Below are 16,416 nucleotides of genomic sequence, written 5' to 3' on the forward strand. Positions count from 1 at the left end.
CTCAAGTCCACTTGAGCGAGTATCATGTTTATTGATATTTGGTTAAAGGAGACGAACGAAATGACAGATAATAAAGCTGCAGTAACCAATGGCATCTTCCCAATTGGGGAGGAAAATAACGCATATGCACAATTTTTTGTAGGTCAAAGTTACCTGAAGACATTGGTGGCTGACCCGAACGTTAATGTCGGCGTAGGCAACGTGACTTTTGAGCCGGGGACTAGGAATAATTGGCACATCCATCACGATGGTTTCCAAATATTGTTGGTAACCGCTGGTGAGGGCTGGTATCAAGAAGCAGGCCAACCTGCCCAAAAGATCAAGGCTGGAGACGTGGTGGTGACCCATGACGGCGTCAAACATTGGCATGGTGCGACGAAGGACAGTTGGTTAAGTCACATTGCGATTACGGCTGGCACCCCGGAATGGTTAGAGCCGGTTTCGCTCGCTCAGCTGCTCTGTGAATTCCAGCGTGATTGGAACAGGACGGAGACTGTGCCTGGCTTCGTGCAGTTGATGGTTGAGGCGGGTTACTTCCTCAATATGTAATTTGATTGACGTGAAAGCGATTGAGTGCTGCTGCAGTAAATGAGGAGGAATCTTCATTTTTTTTGCTGTCTAAAGCTCAAATTAAGCGTATAATGGGATTATTCTTAAATTTCCACAGGAGGATATTATGACGGCTTCAACACACTTATACGAGTATTTTCAGCCAACTAACTATCAACTTTACATTGATGTTAATCGGGCAAACAAAACAATTACGGGTAAGACAACCGTAACGGGTAATGCAACGCAAACGAGAATTGCATTACACCAAAAGTATTTGACAATTGACCAGGTAAAAGTGGCTGATCAACCAGTTAATTTCGAAGTGGACGACGATGCGGAACTATTCTGGATTGATTTACCAGAAGCGGGTACGACGTCTGTGACCGTCGACTACTCTGCCAAATTGACAGACACGATGATGGGTATTTATCCTTCATATTACACTGTGAATGGTGAGAAGAAGCAGTTAATCGGTACCCAATTCGAGACCACATCTGCTCGTCAGGCATTCCCAGGCGTTGATGAGCCTGAGGCTAAGGCTACCTTCGACCTAGCAATCAAGTATGATGAGGTGCCCGGTGAGACAACCATCAGCAACATGCCCGAGGTGAAGGTCGAAGATGGTGTGCACTACTTCGATACCACCGTCAAAATGTCGACGTACCTAGTTGCCTTTGCCTTTGGGGATATGCAAAGTAAGCAGACCGAGACAAAAAGTGGCGTGAAAATTGGGGTTTTCGCGACAAAGGCACACCCAGCAAAGAGCCTTGACTTCGCCTTAGATATTGCTAAACGCTCAATTGAATTCTACGAAGACTTCTATCAGACACCATATCCACTTCCCCACTCCTGGCAGCTTGCCCTGCCTGACTTCAGTGCTGGTGCGATGGAGAACTGGGGCCTCGTTACCTACCGTGAGGCAGCATTATTGGTCGATCCTGACAATACCAGTCTGGACGTGAAGGAATACGTGGCTACTGTGATTGCCCACGAGTTAGCACACCAATGGTTCGGCGATCTTGTAACGATGAAATGGTGGGATGATCTCTGGTTAAATGAGAGCTTCGCTAACATGATGGAGTACGTAGCTACAGATGCTTTGCAGCCTGATTGGAAAATTTGGGATCTTTACCAAGTTGCAGAGGTACCTTTAGCGTTGCAACGTGATGCGACTGATGGCGTCCAATCAGTGCACGTCGAAGTAGAGGATCCTGCTGAAATCGACTCGATTTTTGACGGGGCGATTGTCTATGCAAAAGGCTCACGGATGCTCGTCATGGCTCGTGCATTAGTTGGCGATGAGGCACTAAGAAAAGGCTTGCGCCAATACTTCATTGACCATCAGTACAATAACGCTCGAGGAAAGGACCTCTGGGATGCGCTCGGGCAGGCCTCCGGTCTAAATGTTAGTGAAATCATGAATACTTGGCTCGAACAACCTGGTTATCCAGTGGTTGAGGCGAGCGTGGTTGCTGGTCAATTAACTCTGACACAGCAACAATTCTTCGTTGGTGAAGGCAAAGATCTTGGGCGGATTTGGCAGATTCCATTGAATGCGAACTACGCCGCTGCACCAAAGATTTTCAAAGAGCAAAAGGTGGTCGTAGGTGATTATGAGCAACTGCGTGCCGAGAATGGGGTGCCATTCCGAGTTAACGTGGGAAATGATTCGCACTTCATCGTGAAGTACAGTCCTGAGCTCTTGTCTGACATCATGGAGACAGTCACCGAACAAGACGACCGCACTAAGTTGCAGTTGTTGCAAGACTTCCGCCTATTGGCAGAGGCAGGACAAATGTCTTATGCGGACATCGTTACAGTGTTACCAAGGTTCAAAGCTGAAGAGTCTGCAATGGTTGTTGATGCCCTCTACACGCTCATCGCTAACCTACGGAAGTTTGTTGTGCCTGAATCTGCAGAGGAGGACGCTTTAAAAGCTTACACCAAGGCTTTGAGCAGTGCTCAATTCGAACGGTTAGGACTCTTGCCTAAAGAGACGGACACAGTTGATGATCAAAGTGTCCGTGTGAAGATTGCAGATGCAGCACTGTATGGACGCAATGAAAAGGCACTGGGAGCAGCTAAAGAATTGTTTGAGGCACACGAAGCTGATCTAGCCAAGCTACCTGCAGATGTACGCTTGTTAGTCCTCTCAAACCAGATGGAAAACGCCGGTAATCAACAATTATTTGATAAGTTGGTTAACTTTTATCGGAACGCAGCAGATGCTAGTTACAAGGCAGCTCTTAGGATGTCATTGACTAAGGCTAACGATGAGGACTTGTTGCAACAGCTAGTCGACTTATTTAAGGACCCCGATACCATTAAGCCACAAGACTTACGGAGTCTTTTCGCCGGTGTGTTGAGCAATCATCACGGCGAACAGCTGGCCTGGGACTGGTTCAGAAATAACTGGGACTGGCTCGTTCAGACAGTTGGTGGTGACATGTCCTTTACCTCATATGTCACCTACATTTCACGGATTTTCCGGACACGTGCACGCTTAAACGAGTTCAAGGAGTTCTTTGAGCCAAAGATTAACATGCCAGGTTTAACCCGGGAGATTGTGATGGATACCAAAGTGATCGAGAATCGTGTCCAACTCGTTGAACGTGAGAAGGATGCGGTAAATAAAACAATCGCTGCTGCAAATCAGCAATAAAGTTTGATAGCAAATTAGGTAAATATGCAGAATTATTGGAATCAGCTAAATTAATTTAGCTGATTTTTTTTGGCAACAAAAATACGTGTTTAGGAGTGTAAATGGCCACGATTCAGGCTTGAGTTGGGTATAATAGCCTTAAAATTAGGCAAGGGGATGCAATGATGAAAAAATTCTATTTGAAACGCACAAGTTTGCCAGAGACAACGCAAAATAACACGCAACGTAATGGTGAGACGACCACGGTAGGTGAACGGGTGGCGGATGCAATCGCTAAATTTGGTGGCTCATGGGGATTTATCGGGATTTTTCTCGCCGTATTGGTCATTTGGATGGCCCTCAATGTGACCCACCTCTTTGGTGTGAAGTTCGATCCGTACCCCTTCATTCTCCTCAACCTGTTCCTGAGCTGTTTAGCAGCTATCCAGGCACCAATCATCATGATGAGCCAGAACCGGGCGGCCAAACGGGACCACGAAGCCGCTCAGAACGACTACCAGACCAACCTACAGGCTGAACGAAGAATTAAGAAACTTGAGAAAAAACTCGAACAACAAAATAAAAAAATTGATCAACTTTTGGCCCTGATTGAAGCTCAGGCTAAAAGCGATCAATTTACAAACGATCGTCAATGAGTTAAATGGGGATAATCGCTGGTGTTCTATGATTATTGTCGCAGGATACTCGTCATTTTCTTGCCGCGTGCTAACTCATCGACTAATTTGTCCATGTACCGGATTTTCTGCATGCGGGGTTCTGTGATTTCTTCGACGCGGACACCACAAATCATGCCCGTAATCAACGTGGCATTCTCGTTAAACTTCGCCTGGTCAACGAAGTCTCCGAGCATAATATCTGAGGCCACAAGGTCGTCCAACTTGTGCTCGTCATAACCGGTCAGCCAACTGAGAACTTGATCGAGTTCAGCTTTTGATTTATCCTTACGTTCGACTTTTTGGACGTACATCTCATAAATCTGAGTAAAGGACATTTCGAATAATTTAGGATGGGCCATTGTCATTCTCCTAGCATTAAAGTTCAAAATACTACAGAATATTGATGTTATTAGCAGCGCACTTTTTGAGCATCTCTTCCGGCCAGACACTTGCCTGGACCTCACCAACGTGTGCCTTACCTAATAATAACATGCAAAGGCGTGATTGTCCGATTCCACCACCGATGGTGTAGGGAAGCTCGTGGTTCATAATCATCTGGTGGTAGGGCAGATCCAAGCGGTCAGTGGCGTGTGCTATTTCTAGCTGGCGTAACAGGGCCTGTTCGTCCACCCGAATACCCATACTGGAGATTTCAATACTTCTTGCTAAGGGTTCATACCAGAAGAGAATATCGCCGTTTAATTGCCAGTCATCGTAGTCGGGTGCGCGATCGTCATGCTTCGGTTCATTGGCTAATGCGCCACCAATTTGCATGAGAAAGACGGCCCCGTTCTCCTTTGTAATGGCGTCTTCTCGTTCCTTTGGCGTATAATCCGGCCACCTGTCTGCTAGTTCTTGAGTTGTGCAGAAGTGAATTTTATCCGGGAGGTGATGGACCGCCTCTGGGTACTTATACCAGACCTCGTGTTCCATGTGCTTGATGACCTTGAAAATTTTGCGGACGGTCTTCTTCAAGGTGTCAATGTTGCGCTCATCTTCACGAATGATCTTCTCCCAATCCCACTGATCGACGTAGATGGAGTGGAAGTTGTCGATTTCGTCGTCCTTTCTGATGGCATTCATGTTGGTGTATAAACCTTGGTGCATCTTGAAGCCGTACTTATGGAGTGCGAGACGCTTCCACTTCGCGAGCGAATGGACGATTTCGATGGTTTCACCTGGCAATTCCTTCATCTGGAATGAGACGGGTTGTTCAACCCCACTAAGGTTGTCGTTTAAACCCGAGTCGTGGTCGACGTACATTGGCGCCGATAACCGGGACAGGTGGAGCTCCTTACCAAACTCATCCTGGAAGGTTTCTCGAATATAACGGATTGCTTCCTGAGTTTCTAGCACATCTAATTTAGGATCGTAATGGTCAGGGATAATTAATTGCATCTGTGTTACTCCTTTGTGGTAGTTTTTATTAGTCTGTTTTTGGGGAATAAAAAAGCCCTTCATCCCCAATACAGGGACGAAAGACTTCGCGGTACCACCCAGTTTGACTATTGCTAGACCACCTCTACCGAGTACAAGCATACTCGCCGCCTTTAACGTCACGGACACGTCTAAGCCTACTGAATTTCGGTTAGAAACTGGGAAGTGTTTTTCGAATAGTCAGTGACTCGTTGGTTTCCACTCAGCCCAACTCACTGGTAGTGTGACTATCTTACTCGTCTTCTTCATCGTTTTATCTAATGTTATTTTCATGTATTATAGCACGATAATTTACAAAAGTAAAACTAAATATTTAGTTTTGTGTTGCGTATGGTATAAATGGGAGCTGGAGGCTGTCTGCGACTGCCTGTTCGGTCAGCTGGCCGTTGTACGTATTCAAGCCAGTGGCAATTGTCGGATTGACTAACGCTTTACTCAAGCCAAGGTTGGCAATGTCTAAGCCATAAGGCGTTGTCGCACTTGAGAGAGCTTCTGTAGCGGTCTTCGGTACTGCCCCCGGGATGTTCGCGACTGCGTAGTGGATGACTCCATGGCTGACGAATGTTGGAGCATCGTGTGTTGTTGCGTGGGTCGTGGTGGCGAAAATTCCCCCTTGATCAATTGGAATATCGACGACCACGGAACCCGGTTCCATGCTCTCAATCATCTCTTTCGTGACCAGTTTAGGGGCGGCAGCACCGGGAATCAGCACAGCACCAATTACGAGATCAGCCGTTTGTACGCTTTGGGCAATCGTGTGACTGTTGCTCAATAATGTGTTAATTCTACCGGCAAAAATCTGCTCTAATTCTGCTAAACGGTGGGCGCTTCGGTCGAGGATCGTGACATTTGCGCCCAGTCCAACAGCGATTTTGGCAGCGTTTACTCCCACAACACCACCACCAATGATCACGACGTTACCTGGCCGAACCCCGGGGACGCCAGCTAAGAGAATTCCCTTACCCCCATTGTTTGATTCCAGGAAGTGGGCACCTGCTTGAACTGCCATCCGGCCGGCAATTTGACTCATTGGTACAAGTAGTGGCAGGTCGCCGTTTGGCCCCACCATGGTCTCGTAGCCGATAGCTGTGACCTTTGCAGCAAGGAGAGTGTCTGTTAACTCCTTGTTTGCGGCCAAGTGTAGGTACGTGTAGAGAATCAATCCGGGACGGAAATACTGGTATTCTTCTGCTAATGGTTCCTTCACCTTGATTACCATGTCGGCAGACCAGGCTTTTGCAGCGTCGACTAGTTCTGCGCCAGCGGTTGCGTATTCTTGGTCGTTAAATCCAGCAGCCACACCGGCATTGTGTTCGACTAGAACCTGGTGGCCTGCTGTAGTGAATTGTTGGACACCACTTGGCATTAAGCCAACTCGTTCCTCGTGATTCTTAATTTCTTTTGGTACGCCAATAATCATTGCTTGTTCTCCTTTTCCTAGAAATAAAAAAATGGACCAAATTGGTATCTACTACCAGTATGGTCCAGCTATTGTATTTATGCAAATCTAGTCGAAGATGGGTGACTAGTTAGCTTCGTCCTTGACGGAGAAGGCCATTTCCACATCCTCTGGAAGTGTTTCAGTTGGTGAAAGTTTCAACTTGATGGCGTCCTGGAAGTCGAAGAATTTGATTTCTCTGACGGGATCGCTATATGATTCTGGCTCCTTGACAATATTGCATTGCATGAAAATCTTGTAGGCCTGCTCCAGGTTGACGGGCTTGTAAGCATGTTTACTAATATCCTTTATGGCAACGACTCTTGCCGCTTCCGTCGTGATTCCCGTCTCTTGCAGGGCTTTCGCGTTGACGTTTTATCAATCAGTTTCTTCACAATATCACTAATCTTCTTGTAGCGTGCGAAGTCGGCCTGATTGTCTGTGTTGTTCTTTCCCTGGAGCGCGATTGTATGAATCTGACTTAAGAGCAGATTGATTTCTTGTTGTTTTCTAAGCATTGATTAAATTCCTCTAAGAATTGATTTGTGTCTCGTCATGAAAGGTTGTTGGCCACAAAAAAATGTATGAGCTTCCATAACTAGGTTTATCTTAACTCAATTTGGTCCATTTAATAACAAAATATGTGATAAATATAACAATAAAAAGCGTTCTTTAATTATGAAACTAATTTGAATGCGCTTATTTACATATTTCTACTAAGTTTGATTAGAAACAGCTACCAAACAAGCCTATTTATAGCAAAAAGAATAATTATTTGTATTTTAACGTTTCTTCGTTACAATCAGTTAGTAACATATAAAAATTAATTAAAGAGATAAAAGGAGTAAACATGACTTTTCCACAACTAGATTTAGAACACGTTACCGGCCCTAAGGCCACAATCAAGACTAACCAAGGGGAGATCATCATCCAATTATTCGCGGCCGAGGCTAAGAAGACAGTGCAAAATTTTGTTGAGTTAGCGAAGAAGGGCTACTACAACGGTGTAACCTTCCACCGGGTGATTCCAGACTTCATGATTCAGGGTGGCGACCCGACTGGGACTGGCGCCGGTGGTGAGAGCATCTACGGCGAGAGCTTTGCCGATGAATTCTCTGACCAGCTCTTTAACTTGAACGGCGCGCTTTCGATGGCTAATGCGGGTCCGAATACGAACGGCAGCCAATTTTTCATTGTTTCAAACACCAACGTGCCAAAGAGGATGTTGAAGCAACTGGCACCTGCAGGTTACCCAACTGAGATTATCGCTGCATATGAAAAGGGTGGTACTCCTTGGCTTGATCATAAACATACCGTGTTTGGCCAGGTGATTTCGGGCATGGACGTGGTGGAAAAGATTAGCAAGCTAGAGCGCGATGCCTTTGACAAGCCGATAGAACCCGTTGTGATGGAAGAAGTAATTATCGCCTAGATTTTTGAGTCTTCAAAACAGACTTTTGCTGATGACAGCGTTATACTTGGGGTAACTTAAATAATAAAGGAGTTGGTTCAATGGCAGATAGAGAATTTACAAGATCAGAGCTAGCTAAATACACAGGTGAGGGTGGCCAACCCGCCTATGTTGCAATCGATGGAACCGTTTATGATATGACTAACGTCGAAGCTTGGGCGGGCGGCAAGCACCACGGTAATACCGCCGGTCAAGATCTCTCGGACGTTATTGTTAAGGCACCTCATAAGAAATCAGTTCTAGCTAAGTTACCTGTTGTTGGTAAATTAGTCGATTAAAAAAAGCCGGTTATCCTGCAGGATAACCGGTTTTATTGTGCGCTCAGTTTAAGGCTAAAGATTCTTGAGCGCGATGTTCTTCGCTACGAAAGTGACCAGGCTGTTAATTCCGTCCGTTGTTGGATGAGTGTGATCGGCGACGAACCAATCGTTGTGGTCCTTCGAATATGCTGCCCAATCAATTATGGTCAGATTCTGATACTTCTTCGCGGATTTAGCGAGTGCAGCATTAACTTCCTCTTCCCACGGGCTGTCCGGCGTGTGGACATTAATCCAGAACACCGTGCGTTTAGTGCCGGCAACCTGCATGATCTGTGCCATTTGCTCAGGTGTATATGTCCCGTTTGTCCCCAGGCCGATTAGTAATGTGTCCGCCATCTGTCCTTGGTCAATCATTGAGCGCTCGATGTCTGCTAATTCGTAAATCTGACGACTGACGCTCGTGTTCAGGTTCATTTGCGAAAAGACTTTCTTGTACTTGTACGCACTACCTTCCATGACTGAATCACCAATGGCGGTTATTTTTAGCTGGTTAATGTATGATTGCTCACGCTTAGTCAAGGTTGTGTAGTCGACTGGCTTTGCTTTCTTAACCTTAGTGACTTTTTTGGTTGTTTTATCAGCCGCGGCTGGTGCCTTAGTTACAGCTGCGTCATTTTGACAGGCACCAAGCATCGCTGTAACTAGAGCAATAATACTCATTGTGCTAATCTTTTTCATACTCACGATTTCCCTGTCCTTTTCGATGTAATTTAATTCTAACACGATTTTGTTCGTGCGAGTATCCCTCTGAAAAATGTTATAATCTGAACTAGGTAGTAGGAGGAACAAAATGGCTAACTACAACGAAAATAATAGGCAATCGCTTAATCGGCCAACTACTCCGAAGAAGCGGAAGCCACTCGATAAGGTGACCGACTGGATTAGTACAAATGGCATGATCATTCTAGTTGTTGGTCTGGTGATTATTCTGCTGATGAGTGCCTCTAGGACGTTGGGCTGGGCAGCGCTCATCGCTGGTATGATTCTAATTTACATCATGGCACAGACCCAGCCGGAAGAGAAGGAGAGTAAGCTCAACCGGCGGCTCTCGACACAAGTCGACTTTTTAGGTCAACGAGTCGGCGCGGGAATTGAAGAACGGGTAGCTGCACCAGAGAATCCCTCGCCTGAAAGACAGAAGATTGACAGGCGCGTCGGTGGGTTGAATCTCAATCTACTCGTGCTATTTCTGGCTGCAATCACCCTAGTACTCGTCTTCTATGGCCCGTTTGCCTCTGCTTATGTGTTAGTAGGGATTGAGAGCAAGTCATCAATCTACCAGACGTCTTTGACGATTGCCCAAATAGGGTTGAACGCCGGAATTCTCAGCTACGGGTTCCTGACAATCGTCATTGGAGCGCCAATCATGATTATTCTACTTACCCTCTCTAAGAAACGACGGTCACGGCTCTGGGCGTTTATCCTTTCCGCGTTAGAGAGCGTCGTTTTGATTGTCGTAATGGCCAGCCTAATCTACATCATGAACACGGTGGAGGAGGGCAAGCTGGTCTCCATGTTCAGCGCTAAACTAGCGGATGTCCTCAGCATGACCGTTGGTTTCGGCATTTCCAGCTACTTGCTGCTAGTCTCCTCATTGATCACATCGGTGGTTACGGCTCTAAATAACAAGAAATGAAATTGAGTCGATGACTAATAATCAAAATGGTGTTGCCAATTTTAACGTTGGTAACACCATTTTTTATTGGTTATTTTTCAGGCTTTGGTAGCTTCTTTAGTCTGATAAAACGCTTGATTAGATACCCGTAGAATGTGCGGGTAATTGGAGCGTCCTCAACTGCCACCGTGAGTGGGCGTAAGTCAAATTGATCATCACGCCCTTCTTCTAGCAGAACGGGCCAGTCTGGTTGCATGATGAGCTGTTGGCCAATTCCAACAATTTCGGCATTTTCCAATACGCCTAATACATCGGCGCGAGTCCGGACACCACCGACACCAATCAATGGGAAGCGCCCATCAATATGGTCGTGAATGTATTTCAGAATGGAGTGTTCCCGGAAATTTGGATTATGTGACACCTTTTGGAAATCATCAAGCGACATGTGCACGTAATCTAGGTCGAATTGCTGGAGTTGATCGAGGAGCCAGAGGGTATCCTGCAAGGCAATGCCCCCGTGACCAAATTCCTCCGGGGAGAACCGGTAGCCGATGACGAATGGCCGGTCCGCATACTTGCTGCGTGCGGCAAAGACGGACTGCAAAACTTCATTTAGGAAGCGGAAACGTTGTGCACGATCACCTCCCCAGGCATCGGTTCTGCGGTTAGCATGTTGTGAGAAGAATTCTTGAACCAGATAGCCATTGGCACCGTGGATTTCGACACCATCAAAGCCAGCTTCAATTGCCCGTCTGGTTGCTGCGCCAAAAGCGGCGATGGTGGTTTCGATCTCGTTTTCCGTCATCGCTCGTGGTAGTTCCGATCCTGGCCGATGTGCCAGTACGACACTTGGGGCAATCGGCTGGGTGTGAATTGTGTCCTCATGGGTAAGCCGTCCAGCATGGAAAATCTGGATGAAGGCCTTGGCTCCTGCATCATGAATCGTTTCTGCCAATTTTTTTAGGTTCGGGATGTATTTATCATCGGCGATGCTTAGCTCACCGTTCCAGCCCTTACCTAATTCTGTGACGTTTGAGGCGGAGACAATAACTGCGCCTAGGCCTTTAGCACGCGCCCTATAGAAAGCCATCTCATCAAGTGTCACTTGGCCATCGTGCATGCTTTGGACGTTCGTTAGTGGTGCCTGGAATAGCCGGTTGGTAACAGTCACACCGGATTTAAATGTTAAGGGTTCGTCAAATTTGCTCATTATCATTACTCCTAAAAAAATCCTTTTCTTTGACATTACCACAAAATGGCCTTATAATGAACAAATTCGCTACTATAAGGCCGTCCGATTTTTTGAACGGAGGTTCTAACAATGAGATATCAACTTAGATTGAATACAGATACACAAATTTTTATTGTGACTGACACTGCAACAAGTAAAACTGCTTCTGGCAGAACAATTCAAGCAGCATTAGCTAAGATGAAAAAATAAGACGATGCAGCCGCATCGTCTTTTTCTTTTGCGCGAGATTAGTGGTCCAGGTGATTGGTGATGAGGTGTTCGTTGACGAATGCCAATTGGCCTAGTTCACTCAGTTCACGACCGTAACCGGAATTCTTAATGCCACCAAACGGTAACTCTGGTAAGCTTGTCCATGCGCTATTGATGAATGTCATACCGGCCTCTATTTGGGCAGCCACAGCCTCGGCGCGTGCTGGGTTAGCTGAGAAGACCGTGCTACCAAGACCATATGAGGAATTATTAGCTAACGCAATGGCCTCTTGTTCTGAATGAACGCGGTAGACTTGCGCCACGGGACCGAATAATTCCTCGTCGAAAATCGGATTGTCCGGTGTAATATCAGACAGGATGGTGGGCATGAAGAATTGTCCGGGAAGGTCAACTGGTTCATTACCGTAGATTATCTTAGCGCCATTAGCGACTGCGCGGTCAACTTGCACCTGAATTTTTTCTTTAGCGGCAGCAGAGGATAATGGTGCGAGTGTTGTCTTAGGATCCAGTGGGTTACCCATCTTCACCGCTTTAAATTCTTTAGTGAGCAGTTCGATGAACTCATCAAAGTAGCTGTCTAGGACGATAAAACGTTTGGAACTGGTGCATACTTGACCGGCATTTGACAGACGTGCATTTGCGACAATCTTCTGCAGCTCTGTTTTGTCAGCGTCGTCTAAAATAATGAACGCGTCGTTACCACCTAGTTCCATCGTGGACTTCTTTAAATGCTCACCTGCGGCCCGTGCGACTGCTCGACCTCCACGTTCGGATCCGGTTAGGGCCACGGCTTTAATACGTGGATCAGCAATAATCTCCTCGACCTGGTCGTAACTGACAAAGAGGTTGATGAGACTGCCTTCGGGGGCGCCACCGCGCTTGATAATATCCGCTGCCATTCTTGCGGAGCCAGGGACGTTTGATGCGTGTTTCAGAATCATGGGGTTACCAGCCATATAATTCGGTGCGAAGACCCGAATAATTTGGTAGAGGGGGAAATTCCACGGTTCACACATGAGAATCGGTCCGATAGCCTGTTTCAGGTAATACGCCTTACCAAAACTCGAGTCTAACGTGACTGGTGCCATAAATTCCTCACCGTGGTCGGCAAAATAATCAAGAATATTGATACAGAGCTCGACCTCGGCAAGTGACTCAGTAATTAATTTACCCATCTCAGTCGTCATCATCTGAGCCATCGGTTGCTGTTCCTGCTTGAAAAGCTTGGCAATTCGATGGAGAATCTCGCTCCTGCGGGCGAAGGCCATCTGTGCTAGGGTTGGCGCAAATTTGGCCACGGTCACGAGGGCGGATTCGACTTGCTCAGGGCTTGAGTTCTCATATGTCTTGAACGTTTCGTTCGTAAACGGATTGGTAGATTTGTATGTCATATAGACCTCTTTCTTGTCGTTAGTTAAAAATTTCCGTGCTACGGATATAGCTGTGCAAGCGCAATCATCTGCTTAATTATACTGGTTTTCTTGTTGATTGACCACCTGCATGAACGGGAGATTTATGCACCAATTAAGATTAAATTTTTTTTAAAAAGTTCGTTTTTCATGTATAATGCAGAAATAGACATTAGAGGAGAAGAATTATGTGGGCAACTTATACTAGAATTTCACTAATAAAACGAATCATTATTGGAATCGTGATTGGCTTTGTATTGGGATTGACCCTGCCTTCCTGGACCTGGATCGGCGTAATTGGTAACCTGTTTATCAACGCCTTGAAGGCTATCGCACCAATTCTGGTTTTCTTTATCATTACCGCGGCTTTAGCACGGCATAAAAAGGGCTCGCAGACTAACATGCGTTCAATAGTTATCTTGTATCTGGGAGCCACATTTGTTGCAGCATTGGTCGCCGTTCTTGTGACGTACCTCTTTCCGATCACGGTGGTTTTTCCAAAAGAGGCTGTTGCCGGTGTGCCTAAGGCACCAAAGGCAATCGGTGAAGTCATTAACCAATTGCTGATGAATGCCGTCGCCAATCCGGTCTCCGCACTCATGGAAGGTAATTATTTGTCAATCCTGTTCTGGGCAGTATTACTAGGACTGGGCTTGCGTAGCATCGGTGAGGCAACTAAGAAGACGGTGATTGACTTATCCGAGGCTGTGACACATGTTGTCCAGTCAATTATTCAGATGGCGCCGTTTGGCATTATTGGCTTAGTGTTTAATTCTGTTGCATCTACTGGAATTAAGGGAATGGCTACATACGGTCGTCTGATTCTGCTACTAGCGGGCACGATGTTCTTCGTTAACTTCGTTATTTATCCGTTGATGACCTGGTTGATGGTTCGGCAGAATCCGTTCCCACTAACTTGGTTTGCTTTCAAAGAGAGTGGCATTCCAGCATTTTTCACCAGAAGCTCAGCGGTCAATATTCCAATTAATCTTGATCTGGCTAGGAGATTGAAGCTAGATAAGAATACCTATTCAATCTCCATTCCGCTTGGCGGTTCTGCTAATAGTGGTGGTGCGGCCATCACTATTTCAATCATGACATTGACTGCCGCAAATACGCTTGGCCTACACGTGGATTTCTTCACGGCCTTTCTTCTTTGTTTGCTGACAGCCATCTCAGCCACTGGTGCGTCTGGAATTGCCGGGGGTTCATTGCTGTTGATCCCACTCTCATGTAGTCTATTTGGCATCTCAAATGATATTGCCATGCAGATGGTGGGAATTGGCTTCATTATTGGTGTGATTCAGGATGCGGTAGAGACAGCCGTGAACTCAGCCAGTGATCTCGTGTTCACCGCCACAGCTGAGTATGCGCACCTCAGACGAATCGGCCAACCCGTCGATATCGTGAAGCAGGTACGAGAGGCCAAGGAGACGGACTAATCAATATTACGGTGGCGGTGTTCTCGTAGTCTGATGTAGATGATGGTGGTAAAAATCACGATGAATGTCAGAATACCAAGTGCTATTAGAACGATTTGGAGCAAGAGGACATGCTCTTTCAGCCAGATAAAAATATCGTCAAAAAAATTTGTTTTGGCATAGTAAAGTGGTATATCCCTAATTAAGTTGGACATTGTCGTTCCTTTCTGAACTATTACTGACTTAGCCAACTTAATTGTACTTGAATGTTTAGCTAGCGGGATACCGAACGATTCAATAAGTAGATTATATAAAGGCGTCATTGTATTCCCTGTGGACAAACTCAGAGTAGGTTACAACTACGCACAGAAAGACCCGCACAATTCGTGCGGGTCTTTTAGATAATTGCCTCGATTTCTGCTGGTGAACTGAACTTGTAATCAGCGCTCTCGAACTGACCGCGATCGTGCGCGCCCCAGCCAGCGAGGCCAAATTTCACACCGGCTGCCTTAGCACTCTGTAGGTCGTAGATTGAATCTCCGATGTAGATAGTATTTTCCGCAAAGGCGCCAGTAGCCTCTAAGGCCTTCAACACCGGTGCAGGACTTGGTTTATGCTCTGTAGTATCACTTGCAGTGACAACATAGGGAAACTTCTGCACAATGCCATACGGGTAGACGAGTCGCTCTAGTTCCGTTTGATTCTCAGAAGTGACTACCCCAAGAGCCAGCCTTTCACGCAGCAGATTATCAATCGTGTGGTTAATCCCGTCGAAAACTTTTACCAAGTGCTGGAATTCTGGCATCTGAGCGTCCCATAGCTCGACCGATTCTGCAAAGGGAATCTGCAATTCTGCCATGATTTTGTGGGCGGGGATGCCCAACGCAAATTCAAGTTCGGCAATGGATTTATTAATGTGATAGTGCTTCAGGAGCATTTGCTGTAGTGCTCCCAGATTGGCCATCTCTGTGTCTAGCAGGGTGCCGTCTACATCAAATAAAACAGTGTTGATCATTATGTGTTCCTCTTCAGACCGTGTAATCAATTACGGTGTAATATGGATAGTTTAACAAATTATTAAATCAAATAACAACTTTACCAATTCGCACTTAGCTATGTTAAACTATTGCTACTATACGAGTAGAGGAGTCTTATATGATTGATTGGATTTTACGCTTTGTGAAGGGAATTTTCGTCGGCTCAGGGTTCATCCTACCGGGAGTCAGTGGTGGAGCACTCGCTGCTGTCTTCGGGATTTACGAGCACATCATCGAATTTCTGGCCCATGTCCGCAGAAATTTCAAGGATAATTTCTTATTTCTGTTACCCGTTGGGCTCGGGGGGCTGGTTGGCTTGGTTCTGTTCTCCTATGTTGTAAGCTTCGCGCTTGGCGAGCATCAGGACACGATGCTCTGGTTCTTCGTCGGGGCAATTGTCGGAACCCTACCAGCGTTGTGGCAACAGGCCGGTAAAATGGGTCGTACAAAGCGTCATTATGGGGTACTGGTACTCAGCTTTGTCGTCAGTCTCACTTTTCTGATTTTCGGTGAATCCCTAATCGGTAATGTACCCCAAAATTTTGGTACCTGGGTGCTTGGCGGCTTCCTAATTGGTCTAGGGGTGATTGTGCCAGGTCTCTCACCATCCAACTTCCTGATTTATATGGGCATGTATAAGGATATGGCCGATGGCATCAAGAGCTTCGACCTTGCAGTCGTGGTTCCTCTAGCACTTGGGGGTGTTTTGAGCCTCGTGCTCTTGGCCAAACTCATCTCGCTGATTTTTGCCAAGGCATATGCCAGCATGTTCCACTTCATTCTAGGCGTGGTGGCAGCCTCAACGGTGATGATTATCCCGTTTGATGCGCATTACACCGTGAGTTACGTTTTGATTGCCATTTTAATGTTGCTGGCGGGCGCCGCCCTCGGTTGGTTCATGGCCCAATTAGAGACCAAATACGAGACTAATTAAAT

The 16,416-nt window shown here is 46.3% G+C and carries 17 protein-coding genes, 1 pseudogene and 1 other annotated feature; of the genes and pseudogenes, 8 read left to right on the forward strand and 10 right to left on the reverse strand.

The genetic code is table 11. From position 1 onward, the window contains the following. The first annotated feature begins 60 nt into the window (after nt 1-60). The 3 genes and pseudogenes from LA20533_RS05830 to LA20533_RS05840 all read left to right on the forward strand — a co-directional run. The gene (locus tag LA20533_RS05830; protein WP_082611532.1) at nt 61-549 is read left to right on the forward strand and encodes a cupin domain-containing protein; all 489 of its coding nucleotides are present in this window, start codon (nt 61-63) and stop codon (nt 547-549) included. 127 nt (nt 550-676) lie between these two features. Continuing rightward, nucleotides 677-3,214 carry a M1 family metallopeptidase gene (locus tag LA20533_RS05835; RefSeq protein ID WP_056945799.1) on the forward strand — a complete coding sequence of 846 codons (2,538 nt, stop codon included), beginning with the start codon at nt 677-679 and terminating at the stop codon, nt 3,212-3,214. A gap of 242 nt (nt 3,215-3,456) precedes the next feature. After that, a pseudogene (locus LA20533_RS05840) lies at nt 3,457-3,742 on the forward strand (DUF1003 domain-containing protein); the annotation flags it as partial. Between the two features lie 139 nt (nt 3,743-3,881). On the opposite strand, the gene LA20533_RS05845 reads toward LA20533_RS05840, so the two are convergent. The 5 genes from LA20533_RS05845 to LA20533_RS05860 form a co-directional block, all read right to left on the reverse strand. Beyond that, nucleotides 3,882-4,229, reverse strand: a complete 348-nt coding sequence (locus tag LA20533_RS05845) for a DUF2200 domain-containing protein (RefSeq protein WP_054746218.1) — start codon at nt 4,227-4,229, stop codon at nt 3,882-3,884. A 31-nt stretch (nt 4,230-4,260) separates the two neighbouring features. Continuing rightward, nucleotides 4,261-5,268 carry an aspartate--ammonia ligase gene (asnA, locus tag LA20533_RS05850; protein WP_056945821.1) on the reverse strand — a complete coding sequence of 336 codons (1,008 nt, stop codon included), beginning with the start codon at nt 5,266-5,268 and terminating at the stop codon, nt 4,261-4,263. Nucleotides 5,269-5,337: 69 nt separating this feature from the next. Continuing rightward, nucleotides 5,338-5,565, reverse strand: a binding site (T-box leader). A gap of 55 nt (nt 5,566-5,620) precedes the next feature. Further along, nucleotides 5,621-6,727, reverse strand: coding sequence for an alanine dehydrogenase (gene ald / locus LA20533_RS05855; protein ID WP_056945801.1), 1,107 nt, complete (start codon nt 6,725-6,727; stop codon nt 5,621-5,623). 105 nt (nt 6,728-6,832) lie between these two features. Then, nucleotides 6,833-6,994 (reverse strand): hypothetical protein, encoded by a 162-nt coding sequence (locus LA20533_RS08605; RefSeq protein WP_156408159.1) that lies wholly within the window; start codon nt 6,992-6,994, stop codon nt 6,833-6,835. Between the two features lie 59 nt (nt 6,995-7,053). Continuing rightward, nucleotides 7,054-7,263 (reverse strand): hypothetical protein, encoded by a 210-nt coding sequence (locus LA20533_RS05860; protein WP_054746219.1) that lies wholly within the window; start codon nt 7,261-7,263, stop codon nt 7,054-7,056. A gap of 332 nt (nt 7,264-7,595) precedes the next feature. Here LA20533_RS05860 and LA20533_RS05865 point away from each other — a divergent pair, with 332 nt between their 5' ends. Together LA20533_RS05865 and LA20533_RS05870 are read left to right on the forward strand one after the other, a co-directional pair. Continuing rightward, nucleotides 7,596-8,177: a peptidylprolyl isomerase gene (locus tag LA20533_RS05865; RefSeq protein ID WP_054746220.1), complete on the forward strand. Its 582-nt coding sequence runs from the start codon at nt 7,596-7,598 to the stop codon at nt 8,175-8,177. A gap of 80 nt (nt 8,178-8,257) precedes the next feature. Then, nucleotides 8,258-8,494, forward strand: a complete 237-nt coding sequence (locus LA20533_RS05870) for a cytochrome b5 domain-containing protein (RefSeq protein ID WP_054746221.1) — start codon at nt 8,258-8,260, stop codon at nt 8,492-8,494. Nucleotides 8,495-8,548: 54 nt separating this feature from the next. On the opposite strand, the gene LA20533_RS05875 is transcribed toward LA20533_RS05870, so the two are convergent. Next, on the reverse strand, nt 8,549-9,214 hold the full coding sequence (locus tag LA20533_RS05875) for an SGNH/GDSL hydrolase family protein (RefSeq protein WP_056945802.1): 666 nt from the start codon (nt 9,212-9,214) through the stop codon (nt 8,549-8,551). 112 nt (nt 9,215-9,326) lie between these two features. Between LA20533_RS05875 and LA20533_RS05880 the strand changes: the two genes are divergently transcribed. Then, nucleotides 9,327-10,172, forward strand: coding sequence for a M48 family metalloprotease (locus LA20533_RS05880; protein WP_056945803.1), 846 nt, complete (start codon nt 9,327-9,329; stop codon nt 10,170-10,172). Between the two features lie 70 nt (nt 10,173-10,242). On the opposite strand, the gene LA20533_RS05885 is transcribed toward LA20533_RS05880, so the two are convergent. After that, nucleotides 10,243-11,361, reverse strand: a complete 1,119-nt coding sequence (locus tag LA20533_RS05885; protein ID WP_056945804.1) for an NADH-dependent flavin oxidoreductase — start codon at nt 11,359-11,361, stop codon at nt 10,243-10,245. A 269-nt stretch (nt 11,362-11,630) separates the two neighbouring features. Beyond that, nucleotides 11,631-13,004 carry an NAD-dependent succinate-semialdehyde dehydrogenase gene (locus tag LA20533_RS05890; protein WP_056945805.1) on the reverse strand — a complete coding sequence of 458 codons (1,374 nt, stop codon included), beginning with the start codon at nt 13,002-13,004 and terminating at the stop codon, nt 11,631-11,633. Between the two features lie 206 nt (nt 13,005-13,210). On the opposite strand from LA20533_RS05890, the gene sstT reads away from it, so the two are divergent. After that, nucleotides 13,211-14,464 carry a serine/threonine transporter SstT gene (gene sstT / locus LA20533_RS05895; protein WP_056945806.1) on the forward strand — a complete coding sequence of 418 codons (1,254 nt, stop codon included), beginning with the start codon at nt 13,211-13,213 and terminating at the stop codon, nt 14,462-14,464. On the opposite strand, the gene LA20533_RS05900 is transcribed toward sstT, so the two are convergent. Both LA20533_RS05900 and LA20533_RS05905 read right to left on the reverse strand, forming a co-directional pair. Beyond that, a complete protein-coding gene (locus LA20533_RS05900) occupies nt 14,461-14,766 on the reverse strand; it encodes a hypothetical protein (protein WP_056945807.1) in 306 nt (101 codons plus the stop codon). The two genes, sstT and LA20533_RS05900, sit on opposite strands and share 4 nt — an antisense overlap. A 74-nt stretch (nt 14,767-14,840) precedes the next feature. Continuing rightward, the gene (locus tag LA20533_RS05905) at nt 14,841-15,458 is read right to left on the reverse strand and encodes an HAD family hydrolase (protein ID WP_056945808.1); all 618 of its coding nucleotides are present in this window, start codon (nt 15,456-15,458) and stop codon (nt 14,841-14,843) included. A 140-nt stretch (nt 15,459-15,598) separates the two neighbouring features. Here LA20533_RS05905 and LA20533_RS05910 point away from each other — a divergent pair, with 140 nt between their 5' ends. Then, nucleotides 15,599-16,414: a DUF368 domain-containing protein gene (locus LA20533_RS05910; RefSeq protein ID WP_056945809.1), complete on the forward strand. Its 816-nt coding sequence runs from the start codon at nt 15,599-15,601 to the stop codon at nt 16,412-16,414. Nucleotides 16,415-16,416 lie beyond the last annotated feature (2 nt).

Source organism: Amylolactobacillus amylophilus DSM 20533 = JCM 1125 (genome assembly GCF_001936335.1).
Classification (GTDB): Bacteria; Bacillota; Bacilli; order Lactobacillales; family Lactobacillaceae; genus Amylolactobacillus; species Amylolactobacillus amylophilus.

Bases quoted from the DNA above. Each gene is read 5' to 3' on its own strand.
- LA20533_RS05865 (WP_054746220.1), top strand. From the start codon at position 7,596: ATGACTTTTCCACAACTAGATTTAGAACACGTTACCGGCCCTAAGGCC.
- LA20533_RS05905 (WP_056945808.1), bottom strand. From the start codon at position 15,458: ATGATCAACACTGTTTTATTTGATGTAGACGGCACCCTGCTAGACACA.
- LA20533_RS05875 (WP_056945802.1), bottom strand. From the start codon at position 9,214: ATGAAAAAGATTAGCACAATGAGTATTATTGCTCTAGTTACAGCGATG.
- LA20533_RS05910 (WP_056945809.1), top strand. From the start codon at position 15,599: ATGATTGATTGGATTTTACGCTTTGTGAAGGGAATTTTCGTCGGCTCA.
- LA20533_RS05900 (WP_056945807.1), bottom strand. From the start codon at position 14,766: ATGACGCCTTTATATAATCTACTTATTGAATCGTTCGGTATCCCGCTA.
- sstT (WP_056945806.1), top strand. From the start codon at position 13,211: ATGTGGGCAACTTATACTAGAATTTCACTAATAAAACGAATCATTATT.
- LA20533_RS05860 (WP_054746219.1), bottom strand. From the start codon at position 7,263: ATGCTTAGAAAACAACAAGAAATCAATCTGCTCTTAAGTCAGATTCAT.
- LA20533_RS05845 (WP_054746218.1), bottom strand. From the start codon at position 4,229: ATGGCCCATCCTAAATTATTCGAAATGTCCTTTACTCAGATTTATGAG.
- LA20533_RS08605 (WP_156408159.1), bottom strand. From the start codon at position 6,994: ATGCAATGCAATATTGTCAAGGAGCCAGAATCATATAGCGATCCCGTC.
- LA20533_RS05885 (WP_056945804.1), bottom strand. From the start codon at position 11,361: ATGAGCAAATTTGACGAACCCTTAACATTTAAATCCGGTGTGACTGTT.
- LA20533_RS05870 (WP_054746221.1), top strand. From the start codon at position 8,258: ATGGCAGATAGAGAATTTACAAGATCAGAGCTAGCTAAATACACAGGT.
- LA20533_RS05890 (WP_056945805.1), bottom strand. From the start codon at position 13,004: ATGACATACAAATCTACCAATCCGTTTACGAACGAAACGTTCAAGACA.
- LA20533_RS05880 (WP_056945803.1), top strand. From the start codon at position 9,327: ATGGCTAACTACAACGAAAATAATAGGCAATCGCTTAATCGGCCAACT.
- asnA (WP_056945821.1), bottom strand. From the start codon at position 5,268: ATGCAATTAATTATCCCTGACCATTACGATCCTAAATTAGATGTGCTA.
- LA20533_RS05830 (WP_082611532.1), top strand. From the start codon at position 61: ATGACAGATAATAAAGCTGCAGTAACCAATGGCATCTTCCCAATTGGG.
- LA20533_RS05835 (WP_056945799.1), top strand. From the start codon at position 677: ATGACGGCTTCAACACACTTATACGAGTATTTTCAGCCAACTAACTAT.
- ald (WP_056945801.1), bottom strand. From the start codon at position 6,727: ATGATTATTGGCGTACCAAAAGAAATTAAGAATCACGAGGAACGAGTT.